Source organism: Pseudomonas sp. GR 6-02 (genome assembly GCF_001655615.1).
Lineage (GTDB): Bacteria > Pseudomonadota > Gammaproteobacteria > Pseudomonadales > Pseudomonadaceae > Aquipseudomonas.
On the sequence record NZ_CP011567.1, the window covers coordinates 6,012,411 to 6,031,672 of the forward strand.

General features: G+C 62.0%; 17 protein-coding genes. 2 read left to right on the forward strand and 15 right to left on the reverse strand.

Annotated elements, in window-relative coordinates; genetic code table 11:
- Nucleotide 1: 1 nt before the first annotated feature.
- The 9 genes from mdcH to PGR6_RS26745 all read right to left on the reverse strand — a co-directional run bounded on the left by mdcH (nucleotide 2) and on the right by PGR6_RS26745 (nucleotide 7,033).
- A complete protein-coding gene (gene mdcH, locus PGR6_RS26705; protein ID WP_064620928.1) occupies nucleotides 2-913 on the reverse strand; it encodes a malonate decarboxylase subunit epsilon in 912 nt (303 codons plus the stop codon).
- The gene (locus PGR6_RS26710) at nucleotides 910-1,530 is read right to left on the reverse strand and encodes a malonate decarboxylase holo-ACP synthase (RefSeq protein ID WP_064620932.1); all 621 of its coding nucleotides are present in this window, start codon (nucleotides 1,528-1,530) and stop codon (nucleotides 910-912) included. The genes mdcH and PGR6_RS26710 overlap by 4 nt, the downstream gene beginning before the upstream one ends.
- Complete coding sequence (gene mdcE / locus PGR6_RS26715) at nucleotides 1,524-2,327, reverse strand: biotin-independent malonate decarboxylase subunit gamma (protein WP_064620934.1); 804 nt, start codon at nucleotides 2,325-2,327, stop codon at nucleotides 1,524-1,526. Before mdcE ends, PGR6_RS26710 begins: the two co-directional genes overlap by 7 nt.
- Nucleotides 2,324-3,175, reverse strand: coding sequence for a biotin-independent malonate decarboxylase subunit beta (locus tag PGR6_RS26720; protein WP_064620936.1), 852 nt, complete (start codon nucleotides 3,173-3,175; stop codon nucleotides 2,324-2,326). The genes mdcE and PGR6_RS26720 overlap by 4 nt, the downstream gene beginning before the upstream one ends.
- Nucleotides 3,168-3,467 (reverse strand): malonate decarboxylase subunit delta, encoded by a 300-nt coding sequence (locus PGR6_RS26725; protein WP_007941972.1) that lies wholly within the window; start codon nucleotides 3,465-3,467, stop codon nucleotides 3,168-3,170. Before PGR6_RS26725 ends, PGR6_RS26720 begins: the two co-directional genes overlap by 8 nt.
- Nucleotides 3,467-4,342, reverse strand: coding sequence for a triphosphoribosyl-dephospho-CoA synthase (locus PGR6_RS26730; protein WP_064620938.1), 876 nt, complete (start codon nucleotides 4,340-4,342; stop codon nucleotides 3,467-3,469). Before PGR6_RS26730 ends, PGR6_RS26725 begins: the two co-directional genes overlap by 1 nt.
- Nucleotides 4,342-6,012 (reverse strand): malonate decarboxylase subunit alpha, encoded by a 1,671-nt coding sequence (gene mdcA / locus PGR6_RS26735; protein ID WP_019580630.1) that lies wholly within the window; start codon nucleotides 6,010-6,012, stop codon nucleotides 4,342-4,344. The genes PGR6_RS26730 and mdcA overlap by 1 nt, the downstream gene beginning before the upstream one ends.
- 153 nt (nucleotides 6,013-6,165) lie before the next feature.
- Nucleotides 6,166-6,387, reverse strand: coding sequence for a hypothetical protein (locus PGR6_RS26740; RefSeq protein WP_064620940.1), 222 nt, complete (start codon nucleotides 6,385-6,387; stop codon nucleotides 6,166-6,168).
- Between the two features lie 58 nt (nucleotides 6,388-6,445).
- Nucleotides 6,446-7,033, reverse strand: a complete 588-nt coding sequence (locus tag PGR6_RS26745) for a nucleotidyltransferase domain-containing protein (protein WP_064620942.1) — start codon at nucleotides 7,031-7,033, stop codon at nucleotides 6,446-6,448.
- Nucleotides 7,034-7,624: 591 nt separating this feature from the next.
- On the opposite strand from PGR6_RS26745, the gene PGR6_RS26750 reads away from it, so the two are divergent.
- Nucleotides 7,625-8,002 (forward strand): DUF6124 family protein, encoded by a 378-nt coding sequence (locus PGR6_RS26750; RefSeq protein WP_064621365.1) that lies wholly within the window; start codon nucleotides 7,625-7,627, stop codon nucleotides 8,000-8,002.
- Nucleotides 8,003-8,155: 153 nt separating this feature from the next.
- Here the strand turns inward: PGR6_RS26750 and PGR6_RS26755 are convergent, their stop codons facing one another.
- Genes PGR6_RS26755 through pilG form a run of 6 tightly spaced genes read right to left on the reverse strand, consistent with a single transcriptional unit; the run spans nucleotide 8,156 to nucleotide 18,034 of the window.
- Nucleotides 8,156-8,611, reverse strand: a complete 456-nt coding sequence (locus PGR6_RS26755) for a chemotaxis protein CheW (RefSeq protein ID WP_064620944.1) — start codon at nucleotides 8,609-8,611, stop codon at nucleotides 8,156-8,158.
- Nucleotides 8,604-14,507: an Hpt domain-containing protein gene (locus PGR6_RS26760; RefSeq protein ID WP_064620946.1), complete on the reverse strand. Its 5,904-nt coding sequence runs from the start codon at nucleotides 14,505-14,507 to the stop codon at nucleotides 8,604-8,606. Before PGR6_RS26760 ends, PGR6_RS26755 begins: the two co-directional genes overlap by 8 nt.
- A gap of 36 nt (nucleotides 14,508-14,543) precedes the next feature.
- Complete coding sequence (locus PGR6_RS26765; protein ID WP_018928717.1) at nucleotides 14,544-16,601, reverse strand: methyl-accepting chemotaxis protein; 2,058 nt, start codon at nucleotides 16,599-16,601, stop codon at nucleotides 14,544-14,546.
- A 40-nt stretch (nucleotides 16,602-16,641) separates the two neighbouring features.
- Nucleotides 16,642-17,196, reverse strand: a complete 555-nt coding sequence (locus PGR6_RS26770) for a chemotaxis protein CheW (RefSeq protein WP_018928716.1) — start codon at nucleotides 17,194-17,196, stop codon at nucleotides 16,642-16,644.
- Between the two features lie 10 nt (nucleotides 17,197-17,206).
- Entirely contained in the window at nucleotides 17,207-17,572 is a 366-nt protein-coding gene (gene pilH / locus PGR6_RS26775; RefSeq protein WP_007897961.1) for a twitching motility response regulator PilH, read from the reverse strand.
- 57 nt (nucleotides 17,573-17,629) lie between these two features.
- On the reverse strand, nucleotides 17,630-18,034 hold the full coding sequence (gene pilG, locus PGR6_RS26780; RefSeq protein ID WP_007897954.1) for a twitching motility response regulator PilG: 405 nt from the start codon (nucleotides 18,032-18,034) through the stop codon (nucleotides 17,630-17,632).
- 222 nt (nucleotides 18,035-18,256) lie between these two features.
- Between pilG and gshB the strand changes: the two genes are divergently transcribed.
- A complete protein-coding gene (gene gshB / locus PGR6_RS26785; RefSeq protein WP_018928715.1) occupies nucleotides 18,257-19,210 on the forward strand; it encodes a glutathione synthase in 954 nt (317 codons plus the stop codon).
- Nucleotides 19,211-19,262: the final 52 nt, after the last annotated feature.

Below are 19,262 nucleotides of genomic sequence, written 5' to 3' on the forward strand. Positions count from 1 at the left end.
TCTAGGGTTGACGGCTTCCCTCCTCACGCAACAGCGCCTGCAAGGTATCGAGCCGTGCACCGTCGAAGGCAATCACGGTGCCCTGCTCGAACACCCGGCGCGCCAGCCCGGTCAACACCGCACCGGGCGGCAGTTCGATCTGTAGACGTACACCACGCTCGTAAGCGCTTTGCACCGTACCGCGCCAATCGACGACGCGGCACATGTTGAACGCCAGGTCATCGCGCAAGGCGTCAGTGTTGATGACAGGCCGTGCGCGACTGCCGCTCAGGTAACCCAGGGTCGGCGTTTTCAATTGCACCTTGGCGAAGGCTTCGGCCAGGGTTTTCGCCGGTGTTTCCAGCAGCGGGCAATGGGACGGCACGCTGACCGCCAGACGCTTGGCCAGACCGGCGCCACGGCTGCGCGCCAGGTCGGCAACTGCTTTCATCGCCGAATCACTGCCAGCAATCACCACCTGGTTATCGGCGTTGATGTTGGCCAGGTAAACCGGCGTGTCAACACAGTGAACCTGCGCCAGCAACCCCTCCACCGTCTTCAATTCCAGACCGATGATCGCGGTCATGCCGTAGCCTTGAGGATATGCCTGCTGCATCAGCTCACCGCGCAGGCTGACCAGATGCAGCGCATCACTGAAACTCAAGGCGCCCGCAACCACCGCCGCCGGATAGGCACCGATGGACAGTCCCGCCACGTAATCCGGCGCCATGGATAACTGGCGTGCAGCGGCGACGCCGGCAATCAGCAGGCACAGCTGAACCGCCCTTGTCGACTGCAACGCCTCGGCAGAATCAAGCAGCAAGACGTCTTCACCCAGCACCTCGCTCGCCTCAACCAGCGCTTCCCGAGGCCAACGATGGAGCATGCCCGGCTGCTGCGCGCCCTGGCCGGGGAACACCAGCAAGCTGCTCACGCTGCTTGCTCCTGCGGGTTCCAGGGATCGTTGACCAAACACGCTTCATGGGCGCTCTTGAGTAGAACCCGTTGCGACGGGCCAGCCCATTCGCGCAGGGCAACAGCGCCATTGGGCGTCTGCAACTGCATGTCCACCAGACACTCGGCGCTGCCGAGAAGCATCATCAATGCCCGCGCTTGAGTACGGCTCAACGGCTGCGGTGTACGCAGGATCAAGTCGAGGTCGCTGCGCTCATGGAGCGCCGTAAAACCGCTGGCCAATTCGAACCCGGCGCTACCGCTGACACCCCACACCCAACCGCAGGCGTCGAGCATCGGCCGCAAGTGCGCCAGCGTTCGCAGGGCCGGCAGGTCGCGAGTCGACTCGACATGGCAAAGCTCTTCCGGCCGTACCCGATGAGAAATCGCAGCAACGGCCATCGACGTTGCATAACGCTGCTCGCGCAAGCGCCCACGCACCCCGACCGCGATCTGATCCGGCGCGGCGATAGCGCGCCGAACTACCACCGGCTGACCCGCGCTGATCGACTCGACCACCCACCCAGGCGCATCCGCCGGCAACTGCTCCGGGGTCATCCCCCACAGCAGGTCGTGGGGCAGAAACCTGTTCACCACTGCGCTCTCAGCAACTGGCGAACCTTGCTCGACGCTGCGCGGTTACTCGCCCCCTGGCGGCTGCTCAGATCGCGACCGTTGGCAGCGACATCGCCAATCGCCTGGCTCAGGCACTCCGTCACGCGAGCCAGATCCGCCGTCGTCGGCTGCTCGATCTGATCCACCGACAAGGTTTCCCAGAGCAAGCCCAGGCTGGCATAGCTGTCGATGTCATAGGCCATCGGCGGCACGCTGGCGGCCAACGCCTCCAGCTCTTCGACACTGCGCAACGTCACCCGCGCCGCCGACGCCTTGCCCATCGCATGCACCATCACCCCCGGATCGCGCAACGCAATCAGCCGGTTGGCCTGATACCCGTGAGCCAGAAACGCCCCGGACATCGCCTTGCCCACCAGCAAACCGATCACCGCATGGCCGGCCAGTCGGGCGCGGGCATAACTGTCCGCCGCACCGGCCAGGGCCTGATGAATGCCAAGGGCTTCTTCGCGCCGACCGTAAGCCTGACTCGGCACATCGACGATGGCGATCAAGGCGCGTTTGTGCGCTTTGTCAGCATCAGCGGTGATGACGTCATCCACCGCCTTGGCCAACCCCCAGCCTTCCAGCAGCCCGACCTCGCCATTGCGCGCACGAACGAACCGGTTGTCAGGATCAGCCACCACAGCGATGAAGCGAACGGGCCGGTCACCCAAGACGCCGTCAGCCACTTTCAATGAAGCCGGCAAACCCTCCACCGGTTTTGCGCCTGCACTCAAGGCGTTGAACCAGTTCAGGCCTCTGAGGGAATACGTGCTCATGAGCGCTCTCCTTGATACAGATCGCGAACCACTGACGGCTCGATTTGCGGTGCGGCGTCCAGACGAGCCAGCCGTTGCAGGTACAACTCGGCCTGACCGCTACGTTGTTGGTCCGGCAAACCTTGCTTGAACAATTCGCCGACCTGCTGCTGAATCTGCGCCACGTCGTCCTCGACATAGCGATCCACCAAGCCGCTGGCGAAGCGTTGCTCGCCGCCGGTCAGGCTCCAGATAAACGGGCGATCACGGGAGTCGTATTCCTCAAGCCCGGCTTCCTGCTCGATCACCTGCGGGCCGTTGAGGCCAAGGCGCGCTTCCTGAGTCACCAGCAAATAACTGCACAACCCGGCGGCAATCGACATGCCGCCAAAACAGCCGACGCTGCCGGCGACCACGCCGATTACCGGTTGGTACTGGCGCAGATCGACAATCGCCGCATGAATATCGGCAATCGCCGCCAGCCCGAGATTGGCTTCCTGCAAACGCACACCACCGGTTTCCAGCAGCAACACGGCGCGAGTGGCGATGCCTTTGCGGTTGTCCTCGGCGGCCAGTTCCAGCGCACCGGCAATCTTCGCCCCGCCGACTTCACCCAGGCTGCCGCCCTGGAACGCGCCTTCGATGGCCGCAATCACCACCGGTAAACCACCGAGACTGCCCTTGGCGATCACCACGCCGTCATCGGCTTGCGGCACTACGCCCTGGCGTGACAGCCATGGCGACATGATTCGCTGAAACGGGTCGAGCAATTCGCGGAAGGTGCCAACGTCGAGCAAGGCCTTGGCGCGTTGCCGCGCACCGAGTTCGACGAAGCTATGTTTGTTGAGAAGCGCTGCGCTGTCAGTCATGACCGATCTCCTCAAAGCCCTGTTCCAGACGCAAGCGCACTACGCCGGGGGTGGCGCCGAAATCGTGGATATCGATCGCCATCGCGGGCGGCGTCTGGCCATCGAACATCCGCGCGAACAGATGCTGCCAGCGCTGTTCACTGCCGTTGACCGAGGTCTGCACCTGGATCGTCAATTTGCCCGCCAGCCCCGGCTCGATCAGCACTTCCAGATCGCCCGAGCCCACACAGCCCACCAGCGCCCTGCCCCGTGGCGGCTGCCCGGCAGGGAATTCAAAGGATAAGGTTTCCATCAAAACGCTCCCTGGAAGATGCCGTCGTGCGTGGAGATGCGGTCGATGAACAGACAGGCTGCGAGCAAGTCCGCAGCGCCACCGGGCGAGGCATTCAACGCGATTAATTGTTGGTCCAGCTCATGCAAACGACGGCGACCGGCGAGGCTGGCGCTGCCGCCGGCATCGAGCACGGCTTGAGCGCCGAGTTGCATGGTGTGCAGGCCGGTTTCGCCGGCGCGGTAGAGCACGCAGGTGTCGGCCAGTGTCGTCATGATCGCCAGCAAGGCGTCGAGCCGGGCGTTCTGTTCGGCATGGCCTGCGTCGCGGCTGCGTTTGAGTTGCGGCAGTGCGCGTTGAATCACCGCCGGGAAACCGAGCTGTGCTTCTTCACGGGCACCGCGTGCGCCGTAACGCTGTGCGACTTGCGCGCCGTGGCTAAGCGAACGCGGGGCGTAACGGTCGTCGAGAAGGGCCAGGCGCGCAGCGCGCAAGGTGATGGCGCTTGCGGCACTGGACTCAGGTTCCAGCGCAACGGCCGTGACCAGAAGCCCCAAGGCCCAGATCGCCCCACGATGGGTGTTCACACCGCCTGTAGTAGCGAGCATCACTTGCTCGCCTTCACGACCAATGCACCCGACAGCTTCACGCAGGGGCAGGCCGACTTCACCGAACTCGATGGCCGCGTCCGCCATTGCCTTGAACGTCGGCCACAGGGACAACGCCGAAGCGTGCATCAGCCCGAGGTGCAAATCGGTGTGCGCACCATTGCCGCGACGGTCCACCAGCGCCGGTTTCGGCGACAGGTCCGCTTCGTCGATCAGCGCGTCCACCGCCAGGTCCGCCAGCCGTTCGGCCAGGGTTAACGTTTTCGGTTGCAGGTTGAATGCGTGCATTACCAGCTCCTGAACTTGGCGGGCGGGTTGTAGAGGCCACCGGACCATTCCACCAGATCGGCCACGCTTTTCGCTGCGAGCAGTTCGCGAGTGGCGTCGGTGCGGCGGATGCCGAGGTCTTCGGGCAAGGCGATCAGGCCTTCGCGGCGCATGCGCGCGGTGTCTTTGGGGTTGTGGCGCAAGCCGATGGCGGTCACCCCGGCGACAGCAGCGATCATCGCCTGGCGCTCTTCGAGGGAGCGGGCCTTGTACAAGTAGGCGATGCCTTCTTCGGTGAGCAGATGGGTGACGTCGTCGCCATAGATCATGATCGGCGCCAGCGGCATGCCGCTTTTCTTCGCCACCTCCACCGCGTCGAGGGTTTCGACGAAGGTCGGTTTGCCGCCCTCCTGGAAGGTCTCGACCATCTGCACCACGAGTTTCTTGCCGCGCTCGAGCATCGGCTCGGCCACGTCGGTGTGGCGCATGTCGAGCCAGGCTGGCGTGCCGTGACGACGCCCGCGCGGGTCGTGCCCCATGTTCGGCGCACCACCGAAACCGGCCAGGCGACCGCGAGTCACTGTCGAAGAATGACCGTCGCCATCGACTTGCAGGGTCGCGCCGATGAACAGGTCCACCGCGTATTGCCCGGCGAGCTGACTGAACATCCGGTTGGAGCGCAGGGAGCCATCGCGGCCGGTGAAGAACACATCAGGCCGGGCGGCGATGTAGTTTTCCATGCCCAGTTCGGTGCCGAAGCAATGCACGCTTTCGACCCAGCCACTTTCGATGGCCGGGATCAGGGTTGGATGCGGATTGAGCGTCCAGTTGCGGCAGATCTTGCCCTTCAAGCCGAGGGATTCGCCGTAGGTCGGCAGGATCAATTCGATGGCGGCGGTGTTGAAGCCGATGCCGTGGTTCAGCGACTGAACATTGTGTTTTTCGTAGATCCCGCGGATCGCCATCATCGCCATCAACACGTGCACAGGCTTGATGTGCCGTGGGTCGCGGGTGAACAACGGCTCGATGTAGAACGGCTTGTCCGCCACCACCACGAAGTCGACCCAGGACGCGGGGATATCCACGCGAGGCAAGTCGCTGACATCGTCCACCAGTTGATTGACCTGGACGATGACGATGCCGTCGCTGAAGGCCGCCGGTTCGATCAACGCGGGGGTGTCTTCGGTGCTTGGGCCAGTGTAGATGTTGCCGGCGCGGTCGGCCATGAAACCGGCCGAGAGCACGACGTTGGGGATCAGGTCCACCACCAGCCGCGCATAGAGCTCGATGTAGGTGTGGATCGCGCCGATTTCCAGCAAACCGTCTTCGAGCAACTGGCTGATGCGCAGGCTCTGGGTGCCGGCGAACGAGAAGTCGAGCTTGCGGGCAATGCCGCGCTCAAACAGATCCAGGTGCTCGGAGCGCCCGACGCTGGGCATGATCATGTGCAAGTCATGCAGCTTGCCCGGATCGGCCTTGGCCAGGGAGCGAGACAGGAAATCCGCCTGCTTCTGGTTATTGCCCTCCAGCACCACACGGTCGCCGGGCAGAATCAACGCCTCCAGCGCTGCCACGATCTTGTCGGTGGGCAACACCACACCGTCGGCAAGCCCCTTCACCAATTCGAGACGCCGCTGCTTTTCGCTGCGCCGCCGCGTCCATCGCGAGTCGGGGGATATTGTTGTTGTCATGACCACTCCACGGGTTCGCTGTCGTGGGAGTCACCTTAGGAGGGTTGGGGGCGGGGCATCAATCAAGCAGAGTGTTGGATTGTTACGGTCAGGGTAATGGTTGTCTCGATGCGCCCCGACAGCCAACCAATCTCTCGCAGGCATAAAAAGGTACTAACTGAGCGTGAATACTCGTTCGATGATCTTGAGAGCCGACTTCCCGTCAGCTTCATACAAACCTTTCAATTGCTGCTGGTCAGAAAGACGGTGCAGTTTGAAGTGGTTGTAGAACGCTTGCCCAAGCCGCTGGCCGCTGAAGTTTCCTGCACGATGCATTGCATGGAATTCCTGGTATGCGTTCTTTTCAAGCACCAACGGAGTGATACCGTTTGCCATCGTATTGACCAGACTGAAGAGTGAGGACCAGAAGGATAGGTGAGAGGCCTAATGCCAGTCACTCTACAGGGTTTCCCCCCATCAGATTGATCTTGTCCTGCTGCGCTACCCGCACGACAAAACTATTTTCAGCCGCCAGTTTTGCGGCCCAGTCGTCGGGGGTGTAGAGCGTCGGGTTGAGGACGCGGCCCAACTGCTCCTCCATTGGTATAAGCCGCTCCATCACTTCACTGTAGTGCAGGCCCTCGCCGATCAGCATGAGATCAATGTCACTGGATGCGTTTGCCTGATCCTTGGCGATAGAGCCGTACACAAATGCCCAGGTGATCTGTTCGGCAAAGGGTTGAAGCGCCTGACGCAGAGGCTCTGTAATACCAAAGGTTTTGCGGGCAATGCCCAGCAGTTCGGCATAGATCGGGCAGTCGGGATTGGCTTGATAGTGGGTCTGGTTGCCCTGACGGGTCATGGTCAGCACGCCTGCCCGCTGCAACCGATCCAGCTCGCGCATGAGGCTGCCTTTACCCACTTGAGCCCAGCGGGCGATCTCGTTGGCGTAAAAACTTCGGTCGGGTTTACCAAACAGCAGGCCGAGCACTTTTTGCTGGGTGGTGGTGAACAAGGCTTCGCTCAATGACAGGTTTTTCACGGCAACGACCGATAAGTCCCAAAAAAGGAACGATAGGTCCCTTTTTGGGAATCTTCAACCTAATGCAGAAACCTTTGTGGCAAGGGGGCTTGCCCCCGTTCGGCTGCGAAGCAGTCGTAAAACCATTGTTCTCGGTGTACCTGATACACCTCGACTGCAGGTTTTGGGGCCGCTCCGCGACCCGGCGGGAGCAAGCTCCCTCGCCACAGAAAGGTCCGACCGCTTGGGGTTTTGTGTTTAAAAGTTTGTCGGCAGGAACGGTGAGAGGCTACACAGTCGTGCGTCGCTGCCTACAGCAATGCCGGAAGCCGCTGACTGGTGAGGTTTTGCGTTGATCTTTATCGTTTGTGTGTCGCTGACAACCTCAGCGACCGGGCCTGGAATCCCGAGGTGTTAACGAGGCAAAAGCGCCTTTCATAACGTATGCTTGCGCACCTTTAATGTGTGCACTCCGTTATGGCGGCTGTGCGCGGGAGACCTTAGTGTCTGCCGGGTTTTGTCCGTTTGCCCGGGTTCCAGCCTGCGTACAGCTGCCACCCCTTCGGCTGGAACCGAATGGAGCAGCTGAAACTCATTAAATGGAGCTTCACTATGTTCAAAGCTACTCCCAATCCCCCGGAAACCGACACTGATTCCCAAGCATCCCTCGATGCAGAAAAAATGAAGGAAGCCGCCGACCGCGCCTTCTCCCATTACTTCCCTCCGCTCCACGAAAAACCGGCCAAACGCCGCAAACTCCGCCTCTTCAGCGTCTCCCCCGACATCGACACCGAAGCCCTTCTGGCCAATGCCTCCGAAGACCTGCTGTCCATCAGCGCCATTGCTGCCGATCTCGCGGACGATGTGGAAGGCTCACGCCGCTCTGTAGCCTTGGCGCTCAGCCGTTTGGCCGATGGCGTGCAGTTGTTGGTGGAGCGGGTGCTGGATCATCATGAGTCGTTGCAGATGAAGGCTCGGGCCGGGGTTTAACGCACAACCCCCTGTGGCGAGGGGGCTTGCCCCCGTTGGGTTGCGAAGCAGCCCCAAAACCTGCAACCGAGCTGTATCAGGTAAACCGAGAACAATGGTTTTACGACTGCTGCGCAGCCGAACGGGAGCAAGCTCCCTCGCCACAGGGTCCGGTCAGACCAGACCCGCATTCACAAGCAGGTCTTCCAGCGCGAGCAAGTCAGGCACCTTGGCCACTTGCTCCCCCACCTGCACCGCCGCCTTCTCCAGCGAACACAACGGCACGTCAACATAACTCAACTGACTGTCGAGCTTGTAAGAACGCGGAATCCCCTGCACCAGCAGCGCAATGAACTTCAACTCAGGCCGCCCGCCGAGGGCGTTGAGGATGACGATCCGCGCCCGCTCGCCGATCACCACTTTGCTGCCACATGCCGACTCAAAACTGAGTAACGGAATCTGCCGTTCCCGCCACGTCACCCGCCCCAGGTACCACGGCGGTGTATCGAGATCGAAAGCCCCCGGCTGATAGTCGATGAGTTCGGCGACGGCGACGTTGGGCAGGATCAGGTTGCGGTCGGCCAGGGGCAGCAGCAAACCGGTGAGGTTGCTGGAGCGGTGCTCATGCATGGGTTTTGCTCCAGCGGGCGATGCTGTCGAGCAGCACCGATTCCTGATACGGCTTGCCGAGGTAGTCGTTGACGCCGATGGCCATGGCGCGGTCGCGGTGTTTTTGACCCGTGCGGGAGGTGATCATGATGATCGGCAGATGCTGCAAGCGTTCGTCGGCGCGCACTTGGGTCGCCACTTCGAAGCCGTCCATGCGTGGCATTTCGATGTCCAGCAGCATCAGGTCGGGCATGTGTTCTTCCAGCAGCAGCATGGCGTCGACACCGTCCTTGGCGGTCAGTACGTTCATGCCGTGGCGCTCCAGCAGACGGCTGGTGACCTTGCGCACGGTGACCGAATCATCGACCACCAGCACCAGCAACGGCCGTTGCGCCTCGGGCTCGACGTCCTGTGTCACCGGTCGTTGCGGCACCTGCGCTTGCATCGCGCGGATCGGCGCCAGCAAGTCGAGAATCAGCACCACCCGACCATCGCCGAGAATCGTCGCACCGGACAAACCCTGCACTGCGGCAAATTGCGGGCCGAGGCTTTTGACCACGATTTCCCGGGTGCCGGCCATGGCGTCCACCTGCACCGCAACGTGCCGTTCGTTGCACTGCACCAGCAATACCGGCAACGGCAGGCTCTGGCCCAGCAGTTTCGGGCGGGTACTGGTTTTCAGCAGATCGCCGAGGTAGCACAGCTCATAGCGTTGCCCGGCGTATTCGTAGCTCGGTGGATCGAGCCGGTAATGCCCTTCGAGTTCGTTGGGCAGCACGCGAACGATGCCGTCGATGGTGTTCAGCGGGATCGCGTATTGATCCTCCCCGCACTGCACCATCAGCGCGCGGTTGACCGACACGGTGAACGGCAGGCGAATCCGGAAATGCACGCCCTGCCCCGACGTCGAGTCGATGCTCATGGTCCCGCCGAGCTGCCGGACTTCTTCGTGAACCACGTCCATGCCGACGCCACGCCCGGAGATCTGGGTGATTTTCTCGGCGGTGGAGAACCCCGGTTGCAGGATGAATTGCAGCACGTCGCGATCGCTGATGTCGCTGTCCGGGGCGAGCAAGCCGCGCTTGATCGCCTTGCGCCGCACGGCGTCCAGCGGCACGCCGGCACCGTCGTCGCAGATGTCGAAAATGATGTCGCCGCCCTCTCGCGACAAGTCGAGGGTGATCTTGCCTTGAGCCGGTTTACCGGCCGCGATCCGCACCTCGGCCGATTCCAGCCCATGGTCAACGGCGTTGCGCAGCATGTGTTCCAGCGGCGCGGCCATGCGCTCGAGGACATTGCGGTCCATCTCGCCTTCGGCGTTGCCGACGATGAACTCCACATCCTTGCCCAGCTCGCTGGAAACCTGACGGACGATGCGCTTCAAACGCGGCAGCATTCGCTCGAACGGCACCATGCGCGTGCGCATCAGGCCTTCCTGCAATTCGGTGTTGATGCGGCCCTGCTGTTGCAGCAGGTTTTCCGCATCCTGATTGCGCCGGTCGAGGGTTTCCTTGAGGTCAAGCAGGTCGGAGGCGGACTCGAACAATGCCCGCGACAGCTGTTGCAACTGCGAGTGACGGTCCATCTCCAGCGGGTCGAACTCTTCATAACCCAGGCGCTCGGCCTCGACTTGCTGACGGCTGAGAATCCGCCCCTGGGTTTCGGTATCGAGGCGGCGCAACTGGTCGCGCATGCGCTCGATGGTGGTTTCCATTTCGCTCAGGGCCACCCGTGCATCGTTGACCTGTTGTTCGATACGGCCACGGAAGATCGAAGTCTCCCCGGCCAGGTTGACCAGGTCGTCGAGCAACTCCGCCGAGACCTTGACCGTGTCGGCGCCTTCGGGTTGCAACGCGGCTGGCTCGGCTTTGGGCGCTGCGGGCATCGCCACCGGTGTCGGTGTTTCGGGCACCGCCGGGTGGCTGAAATTCTTGATCGCCTCGATCAGCTGATCGGCCGGTGGAAGTGGCTGACCGGCGCGGGTGGCGTCGAGCATCTGCGCCAGTCGGTCATGGCTGCTTTGCAACAGCGTGAACAGCGCCGCGGTCGGTTGCAGCGCGCCAGCGGACAAGCCTTCGTAGAGGAATTCCAGCTCATGGGCCAGGTCGCCGATCGGCGCGATCTCCACCATTCGCGCGCCACCCTTGAGGGTATGCAGGTCGCGCAGCAGGGTTTCCACTTCTTGACGATTCGATGGTTCGGCCTGCCAGCGCAACAATGCTGCGCCGGAGTTTTCGATGATGTCGAAACCTTCTTCGAGGAAGATTTCCAGAAGCTCGGGATCATGCCCCGGCGAGTCGTTGCTGGCCGCCGGTTCGATCACCTCGGCACTGCCGGCATTACCCAGACGAAACTCACGAATGGCCTCGATCAATTCGCCCGGATCGCCCAACGGACGGTTGTGCTGCAACTGTTCGAGGAACACGGCCAGTCGGTCATGGCTCTGTTGCAGCAACTGCGCCAGCGCTTCGCTGTGGCAGTAACGGCGGTCCACCAGGCCTTCATAAAGGCTTTCCAGCTCATGGGCCAGATCGCCGACCGGCTCGACCTCGGCCATCCGCGCACCGCCCTTGAGGGTGTGCAAATCGCGCTGTAAAGACAGTAGCGGCGCGGCGTTTTCCGGGTCGCTCAACCAGCGTTGCAAGGCCTGGCCGGCGCTTTCAAGGATATCCACCGCTTCCTCAAGAAAGATCGAAACGATTTCGTCGTCCAGATCCACCTCAGTCGCGGCCTGCTCCAGCTCGGCCGTGGCGCCGCCCAGTTCTCGAATACTCAGGGTGCGGCTGCCATCACTGCGAATCAGGCCCATGGCGGATGGGTCGAGACTCTCATCCAGCAAGTCGCGCAAGGCCCGCACCCGCGGCGGTTGCGCAGTGACTTCCTGGCCGGCAGCCAGTTCATCGAGCATGTTGATCAGCGCTTCGTGGGCACTTTGTGCCTCGTGGAAAAACCTGTCGCTGACCGCCAGGCTGCTTTCTTCCACAGCGCCATAGAGATCGAGCAAGGCTTCACAGAGCTCGTCCACCGGATGCAGGTCGGCCAGGTGCGCGCCTTCGCCGAGGGTGGTCAATTCGTCCAGCAGCGCGCTGAGTTCCTGGCGCTCGCCGGGATGCTGCTGCCAGCGCTGCAACAGGCTTTCGGCGTCCAGCAGGATGTCCATGCCCTGGGCGAGGAAGTTGTTGATCAGTTGCGGGTCGCGTTTGATCCGCAGCCCCGTGCCGGGCGCGCTCGACAGACTTTGCAGATGTTCGGCCAGCAATGTCCGGGTGCGTTCAATCAACGAACGGGCGCCGGGGATTTCGGCCAGCGGGTCGCTCTTGAGCTGTCGCAGCCCCAGGCGGAACAAGCCTTCGGCCTCCAGCAGCAACTCGACTTCGTCCAGGTCGAGGGCAATCCGGTGCGCCTTGTACTCCCGGGCCAGTTGATCCAGCGACGCCGCCAGCTCGGCAATCGGCAGCACGCCGGCCATCGACGCGCTGCCCTTGAGGGTGTGCAAGGCTCGCTGCAACTCGTCGCTGGCCTGCAGCGGTACGTGCTCGGCGGCCTGATCGAGGAAGCGATTGAGGCTGTTCAAATGGGTTTCGGCTTCGTTGCGGAAGATCTCCAGCAACAGCGGATCGAGCGCCGCGACATCCTGCGCGTCCTCATCGGACAGCGGTTCATAACCCTTGGCGAGGGCATGGGCGCGGGCGGCCAATTGATCGACATCGTTGCGCTGGCGCTGGGCGTTGGCGGCGAACTCGGCCACCAGTTCCGGTAGCAACTTCAGCGCGTCGCCCACCAGTTGCTGCACTGCAGGCAAAGGTGCAACGCTGTGTTCAAGCACGCGGTTGAGCAGGTTTTCCACCGCCCAGGCCAGCTCGCCCAGCACCAACGCGCGGACCATCCGGCCACTGCCCTTGAGGGTGTGGAAGGCGCGGCGTAATTCACTCAAAACCGATGTGCTGTCGGGATTGGCCGACCAGCGCGGCAGGTACTCCCGGAGGATTTCCAGAACCTCGTCGGTTTCTTCGAGGAAGACTTCCCGCAGTTCATCGTCCACCGGTTGTTCATCGGCGGGCGGCGGCAACAGACTACCGGGCATCGTCAGTGCCGGCGGGTTGACGGACGACACCGGGCTGGCCAGTACATCGGCCAACGACTGGACGGTTTCGGGGTCGTCCAGCTCCTGCATGTCCTGCATCACCAGGGCTTCACTGGGGCTGAGCACATCCTCAAGCTTCGGCACGTGCTGTTCGCTGGGGAAACAGCCGAGTGCGGCCAGGCCTTTTTCCGCAACGTCGAGCAGTTGTTCACCGGGCGCTTCGGGGTCGTCGCTGAGGCGCTCCAGGTAATACTCGATGCTGGTGATGACGTCAGCCAGGCTGTCCAGTTGCTGCCAGCCGGGCTGCCCCGGGTCCACCAATAGATGCTCGCGGATGAAACCGTTACAGGCCTCGACCAGGCTCGCCGCGCGGGCCAACGGAATCATCGCCAGCGCACCGCGCACTTGGGTCAGCAATGCCGGCAACGGTTGCAAATGCTGACGGTCCCAGTCGGCGTCGATGTAGTCGACGATCATGTCCTTGGCCTGCTGCAGGCAGATGCGCGCTTCCTTGATCACGATCTGGTGGATCTGCGTCAGGTCGGTGGTCGGCAGACGGCTGTCTTCCTGGCTTTCCGGCTCCACGGTGCCGACCATGCCGGCCAGGGTCGCTTCGACGTAGAGCAAGGCCCCGGCGACGTCCATGAGGGTCGCGTCGTTAGGTTCGCGCTGGCCCTGGGCGAGGCTCAGCACCACCGCCAGTTGATCGATGATGACCTTGCGCGGCTGGCCGAAACCGAGCACCGCCAGGGTGTCGGCGATTTGCCGCAGCGGCGCCAGCAGGCTTTCGAGGTCCGAGGTGTGCTGGCGGTCGCTGCGCACGAACAGGTCCAGGCGCTCCTTGACCCGCACCAGCTCTTCGCACAACGCCGCCAATACCGAACGCATGGCATCGCGATCAGGGCCGGCCAGCCTCGCCCGTTCTTCATCGACCATCGCACTGTCGGGTAGCGCGTCGTCCAGTGAGTAGCGATCTTTCATGGTCAGCATCTGCCCGGTGGGGTGTTCGGCCTTGGCAATATAGAACAACAAACTCTTGAGCAGCTCTGGCGGTGCTGGTTGATTGATCGCGGGCATGCCTTGCTCGAGCAGACGCTTGAGCTCTTTGTCGGCCTCCTTGAACAGGCTGCGCAACGCGGGGCTATTGGCGATCGAGCCATTGCGCATGCCTTCGACCAGCGCCGAAGCGACGTGCCATAACGGGCTCAGCGGCGCATTGCCGCACAGCCCTTCAAGGCGTGCAAAAACCCTGGCCAGGTAAGCCAAGTGGGTTTCGTCATCCTGCTCACGCAGCAAGCCGACCAGCGCCATCTGCAGCATTTGCCGCAACTTGCGCAGCACATTCGGCAAGTCGGACGGCTCCAGCAGCGCCAGGGCTTCTTCGCTCAGGGGCGGCAGTTCCGGCAGTTGCGGGCTGAACAGGCTGGTTTCCGACAACAGGCTTTCGCCACGGGCACTGCGCAGATCGTTGATCAGCGGCAACACCACCAGCGGCAGGTCACGCCGGGCGCCCTGCACCCGGTCGAGGTAAGTCGGCAATTGTCCCAGGGCATGCAGCAGCAAACGAATGGCCTCGTCGCGATGGCTGATGCGGTTCTGCTGCAAGGCGCTGGTCAGTTGCTCGATCTCTTCGGCGAGCAGCGCCGCGCCGTAGAACTCGACCATCTGCAAACTGCCGTGCACCTGATGGACACAGGCCAGGCACTCACTCAGCGCGTGCGTCGCCTGCGGGTCGTCGATCAGGGTTTCGATCGCCCGATGAGCCTGCTTCAGCGTTTCGGCAATCTCGCCCTTGACCCATTCGAGGGCCACATAGTCGTGCCGATCACCCATAACTACTCCAATCAAATGCATACGCCCTGAGGCGGTTCAAGCGTTGTCCGCAGCTTGCGCAGGCTTGGCCGGCAAGGTGAAACCGGACACCGAACGCCGCAGCTGGCTGGCCATTTTCGCCAGGTTGCCAATGCTCTCGGCAGTGGCGGTGGAGCCGGACGAGGTCTGCGTGGTGATCTGCTGGATCACGTTCATCGTCAGGGAAATCTGGCCGGCCGAAGACGTCTGTTGCTGCGCGGCGTTGGAAATACTCTGGATCAATGCCGCGAGGGTCTTCGATACGCCTTCGATTTCTTCCAGGGCCACTCCGGCATCCTGCGCCAGACGCGCGCCGCGCACCACTTCGGTGGTGGTCTGCTCCATGGAAATCACCGCTTCGTTGGTGTCGGTCTGAATTGCCCGCACCAGCGTTTCGATCTGCCGGGTCGCCGCGGACGAGCGCTCGGCCAGCCGCTGTACTTCGTCGGCCACCACCGCAAAACCGCGCCCGGCGTCACCGGCCATGGACGCCTGAATGGCCGCGTTGAGGGCGAGGATGTTGGTCTGATCGGCAATGTCATCGATCAGGCTGACAATGTCGCCGATTTCCTGAGAAGACTCACCGAGGCGCTTGATGCGCTTGGCGGTGTCCTGGATCTGCTCGCGAATATTGTCCATGCCGTGGATGGTGTTGTGCACCACTTCGTTGCCCTTGTTGGCAATTTCCACCGAGCGCTCGGCCACCGCTGAGGATTCGGCGGCATTGGCCGAGACCTGATCGATGGACTCGGCCATGTCGTTGATCGCCATGGAGGCTTCGGAAATCTGCTGCGCCTGATGCTCCGAGGCCTGGGCCAGGTGCATCGCGGTGGCCTGGGTTTCCTGCACGGCGGCGGCGACCTGGCCGGCGGTGAGGTTGATGGTCGCCACCAGATCGCGCAACTGGTCGACGGAATAGTTGATCGAGTCGGCGATGGTCCCGGTGAAGTCTTCGGTCACCGAGGCGGTCACGGTCAGGTCACCGTCGGCCAGGTCTTCAATTTCGTCCAGCAGGCGCATGATCGCGCTCTGATTGCGCTCGTTCTTCTCAGCGGTTTCACGCAACTGACGGTTGGTTTCGCGCACCATCACCAGGCCAATGAGAATGATCGACATCAACGCGAGCAAACCCAGCACGTAGCCGCCGATGGTATCGGTGTTGCGCCCGCCGGCGAGGTTTTCGAAACGGCTGGCCAAGTGCGAAGCTTCATCGAGCAGGGTTTGCGACAGGGTAAAAATGTTGCTGGCCGATTCGCGGACCTTGAACAGCTCCGGCGAGGTTTCGAGGATTTCGTCCACCGAGCCCGACACGAATTCAAATAGCTCGGAAATCTCGGTCAACCGGGCACGGGCATCGCGGTCTTCGACCTGGCTGATTTTCAGGGCCGCATTGCCTTGAAGCATGCCGTTGAGTACCTGGCCGAAACGCGCCGCGTCGCGACCGAAGGCGTCGGCGGCCTGCTGCGAGTTTTCGTCGCCGGACAGCACGGTGTTCACTGCACCGAGAATCCGCTCGGCCAGCAGCGACTGACGCTGGGCCATCGCCACCTGAGCGGCCGGGGCGCCACGTTGCAGGAGGGTTTCGACGACCTTTTCGTACTCGACCTGCAATTGCGGCACGGTTTCGGCCAGCGTCGCGGCGACTTGATGCAATGACAACACGGTCTGTTCGCTGGAGAGAATGGCGTCGGTGTTTTTCAGCAGCCGCTCCCAATCCAGCTGTACCGCGCGCATTTCCGGGCGCACGGTGGACGGTGCCGGCGGCAGGCCGGTGGAGGGATCGCCTTTCTTCAGATAGCCCCAACGCAGGGCGAAGTCGTTGCGCGCATCGCTGAGCAACTTGAACGCCGCGGCCTTGCCAGCGGCGGCTTCGGTGGCGTTCTTGGCGATGCGTTGCGACAGCACCCGCAGCTCACCGGCGTGGCCGATGTACTGCTTGTCGTAATTCGCCTGGGTGTTGAGGTACGCGAAGTTGGCGAACAGCAGCATGATGAAGATGATCAGCGCGATGAACAGCACGATGATCTGCGACCGGCTGCGCGACCCTTCCGGCGTACCTGCGTTTGCTTTAATCATCGGTCCTCGCCTGTCCTGCCCAATTCAACCTACTCCCCGGCTACAGCGCTACATTCATGAAACCTTGCGACTGCGCCAACGCAAACGGGCTGAACACCTGCCAATTCTGTTCACGCTGAAAGCGGCCTTTGACGAACGGCGCGATCGGCCCCTGCAGCTCGTCCATGGGCACCGGCTCCAGGCTGTCCTGGGCAAAGTGCTGCAAGCCGAAGACCTCATCGACCAGCAACCCGGCGAACACGTCGTTGTGCTCCACCACCAGTATCCGCCGCTGCTTGCGCAGGGCCGACAGTTCATGGCCGGCCTCATAACCATAAAAGAAGCCGTACACATCCATGATCGGCAGCAGCCGCCCACGCAGGTTCGCTACGCCCTTGACCCAGGGCTTGACCCCCGGCATTTGGGTAACGCGCGGTTCGTGCAGGACTTCGCTGACTTCGCCCATGGGCGCGACGTACCCGTGCTCGCCCAAGCGAAAACCGATGCCGCTCCAGCTGTCCTGTCGAGTCGGCTGGGACGGCAGGTCCGCCGCCAGCAGACGACAACGTTGATCAATCTGCAGCAGCAGTTCGAAGGCCGTCAGCGACTCGGTCATGGCCGGACGATCAACCGGCCAGCACGTTGTTCAGCGTCTTGATCAGGGTGTCTTCATCGACCGGTTTGGTCAGGTAGTCCTTGGCGCCCTGGCGCGTGCCCCAGACTTTGTCGGTTTCCTGATCCTTGGTGGTGATGATGATCACCGGGATGTGCCCGGTTTCCGGGTCTTTGGTCAGCTGACGGGTCGCCTGGAAACCGTTGAGGCCGGGCATGACGATGTCCATCAGTACCGCGTCGGGTTTTTCCTGGCGGGCCAGGGCCACGCCGTCGGCGCCGTTTTCGGCTTTCAACACTTCATGACCGTGCTTTTCGAGCATGCCGGTCAGTTTGTACATTTCGGTCGGCGAATCATCGACGATCAGAATACGTGCCATGGTCTTCCCCATTCTTGTCGACGCAAGGCCCACTGGCCGAGCGTCACTGTGCGTGTCCTACTGCGGCGAAACGACAGCAAAGCCCGGTACGTGGGCCTGAATCGCGTTCAGCAGTTCTTCCTTGCTGAAAGGCTTGGTCAAAAACTGGTCGGAGCCGACGATCCGCCCCTTGGCCTTGTCGAACAACCCGTCCCTGGACGACAGCATAATCACTGGCGTGGACTTGAACGCACTGTTGTTCTTGATCAACGCGCAGGTCTGATAGCCATCCAGACGCGGCATCATGATGTCGACAAAGATGATGCCTGGGTGATTGTCGGCAATCTTGGCCAGGGCATCGAAACCATCGATTGCGGTGATGACTTCACAGCCCACGTTTTTCAACAGCGTTTCGGCGGTGCGACGAATCGTTTTCGAATCATCGATCACCATGACCTTCAAGGCGCTGGAATGCTGTTCCATAGGGGCTCTACCGTCGCCTTTGTGAATCAATTTGTCCGTTTGCGGCCCGAAACCCTTGATACTCAAGGGCCAAGACGGCATGGCAGCCTTTTTAGCACAGTCTCCCCGTCCAATCTATCGGGTGACCTGTGCGGTGGTTTTTCCTTGACCGGGAACCCACTCAGCGCCACTCTGACGCCACTTTTTCATCGCACTTTCCACCCCAATTTCGAGGAAAACCCCATGAGCGTTCGCGTCGGGATTGTCATGGATCCTATCGCCAGCATCTCCTATAAAAAGGATAGCTCGCTGGCCATGCTGTTGGCCGCGCAAAAGCGTGGCTGGGAACTGTTCTATATGGAACAGCGCGATTTGTATCAGGCCGAGGGCCAGGCGCGCGCGCGGATGCGTCCGCTGAAAGTCTTCGCCGACCCGCACAAGTGGTTCGAGCTGGGCGCCGAATCCGACGCACTGCTGAGCGACCTGGACGTGATTCTGATGCGCAAGGATCCGCCGTTCGACATGGAGTTCGTCTACTCCACTTACCTGCTGGAGCAAGCCGAGAACGCTGGCGTGCTGGTGGTCAACAAGCCGCAAAGCCTGCGTGACTGCAACGAGAAGCTGTTCGCCACGCTGTTCCCGCAGTGCACGCCGCCGACCATCGTCAGCCGTCGCCCGGACGTGTTGCGTGAATTCGCCGACCATCACGGTGACGTGATCCTCAAGCCGCTGGACGGCATGGGCGGTTCGTCGATCTTCCGTCATACCGCCGGCCACCCGAACCTGTCGGTGATTCTTGAAACCCTGACCCTGCATGGCAAACAGCAGATCATGATCCAGGGCTACCTGCCGGCGATCGTTGATGGCGACAAGCGCATCCTGATGATCGACGGCGAGCCTGTGGATTATTGCCTGGCGCGGATTCCGGCAGCAGGCGAAACCCGTGGCAACCTCGCCGCCGGTGGCCGTGGCGAAGCCCGACCGCTGACCGAGAAAGATCGCTGGATCGCCGCGCAAGTCGGCCCGACCCTGCGCGAGAAGGGCTTGCTGTTCGTCGGTCTCGACGTGATCGGTGAGCACCTGACCGAAATCAACGTCACCAGCCCGACCTGCATTCGCGAGATCGATAACGCGTTCGGCACCGACATCGGCGGCCAGTTGATGGATGCCATCGATCAGAAGCTCAAGGCTCGTTGATCGAGAACAGCCAAGAGACAACCAACATTGCGTTATCATCGCCGGCCTGTAA

Bases quoted from the DNA above. Each gene is read 5' to 3' on its own strand.
- PGR6_RS26740 (WP_064620940.1), bottom strand. From the start codon at position 6,387: ATGGCAAACGGTATCACTCCGTTGGTGCTTGAAAAGAACGCATACCAG.
- PGR6_RS26720 (WP_064620936.1), bottom strand. From the start codon at position 3,175: ATGACTGACAGCGCAGCGCTTCTCAACAAACATAGCTTCGTCGAACTC.
- PGR6_RS26760 (WP_064620946.1), bottom strand. From the start codon at position 14,507: ATGGGTGATCGGCACGACTATGTGGCCCTCGAATGGGTCAAGGGCGAG.
- PGR6_RS26755 (WP_064620944.1), bottom strand. From the start codon at position 8,611: ATGCATGAGCACCGCTCCAGCAACCTCACCGGTTTGCTGCTGCCCCTG.
- gshB (WP_018928715.1), top strand. From the start codon at position 18,257: ATGAGCGTTCGCGTCGGGATTGTCATGGATCCTATCGCCAGCATCTCC.
- PGR6_RS26770 (WP_018928716.1), bottom strand. From the start codon at position 17,196: ATGACCGAGTCGCTGACGGCCTTCGAACTGCTGCTGCAGATTGATCAA.
- mdcE (WP_064620934.1), bottom strand. From the start codon at position 2,327: ATGAGCACGTATTCCCTCAGAGGCCTGAACTGGTTCAACGCCTTGAGT.
- mdcA (WP_019580630.1), bottom strand. From the start codon at position 6,012: ATGACAACAACAATATCCCCCGACTCGCGATGGACGCGGCGGCGCAGC.
- PGR6_RS26725 (WP_007941972.1), bottom strand. From the start codon at position 3,467: ATGGAAACCTTATCCTTTGAATTCCCTGCCGGGCAGCCGCCACGGGGC.
- PGR6_RS26730 (WP_064620938.1), bottom strand. From the start codon at position 4,342: ATGCACGCATTCAACCTGCAACCGAAAACGTTAACCCTGGCCGAACGG.
- PGR6_RS26750 (WP_064621365.1), top strand. From the start codon at position 7,625: ATGTTCAAAGCTACTCCCAATCCCCCGGAAACCGACACTGATTCCCAA.
- pilH (WP_007897961.1), bottom strand. From the start codon at position 17,572: ATGGCACGTATTCTGATCGTCGATGATTCGCCGACCGAAATGTACAAA.
- pilG (WP_007897954.1), bottom strand. From the start codon at position 18,034: ATGGAACAGCATTCCAGCGCCTTGAAGGTCATGGTGATCGATGATTCG.
- PGR6_RS26765 (WP_018928717.1), bottom strand. From the start codon at position 16,601: ATGATTAAAGCAAACGCAGGTACGCCGGAAGGGTCGCGCAGCCGGTCG.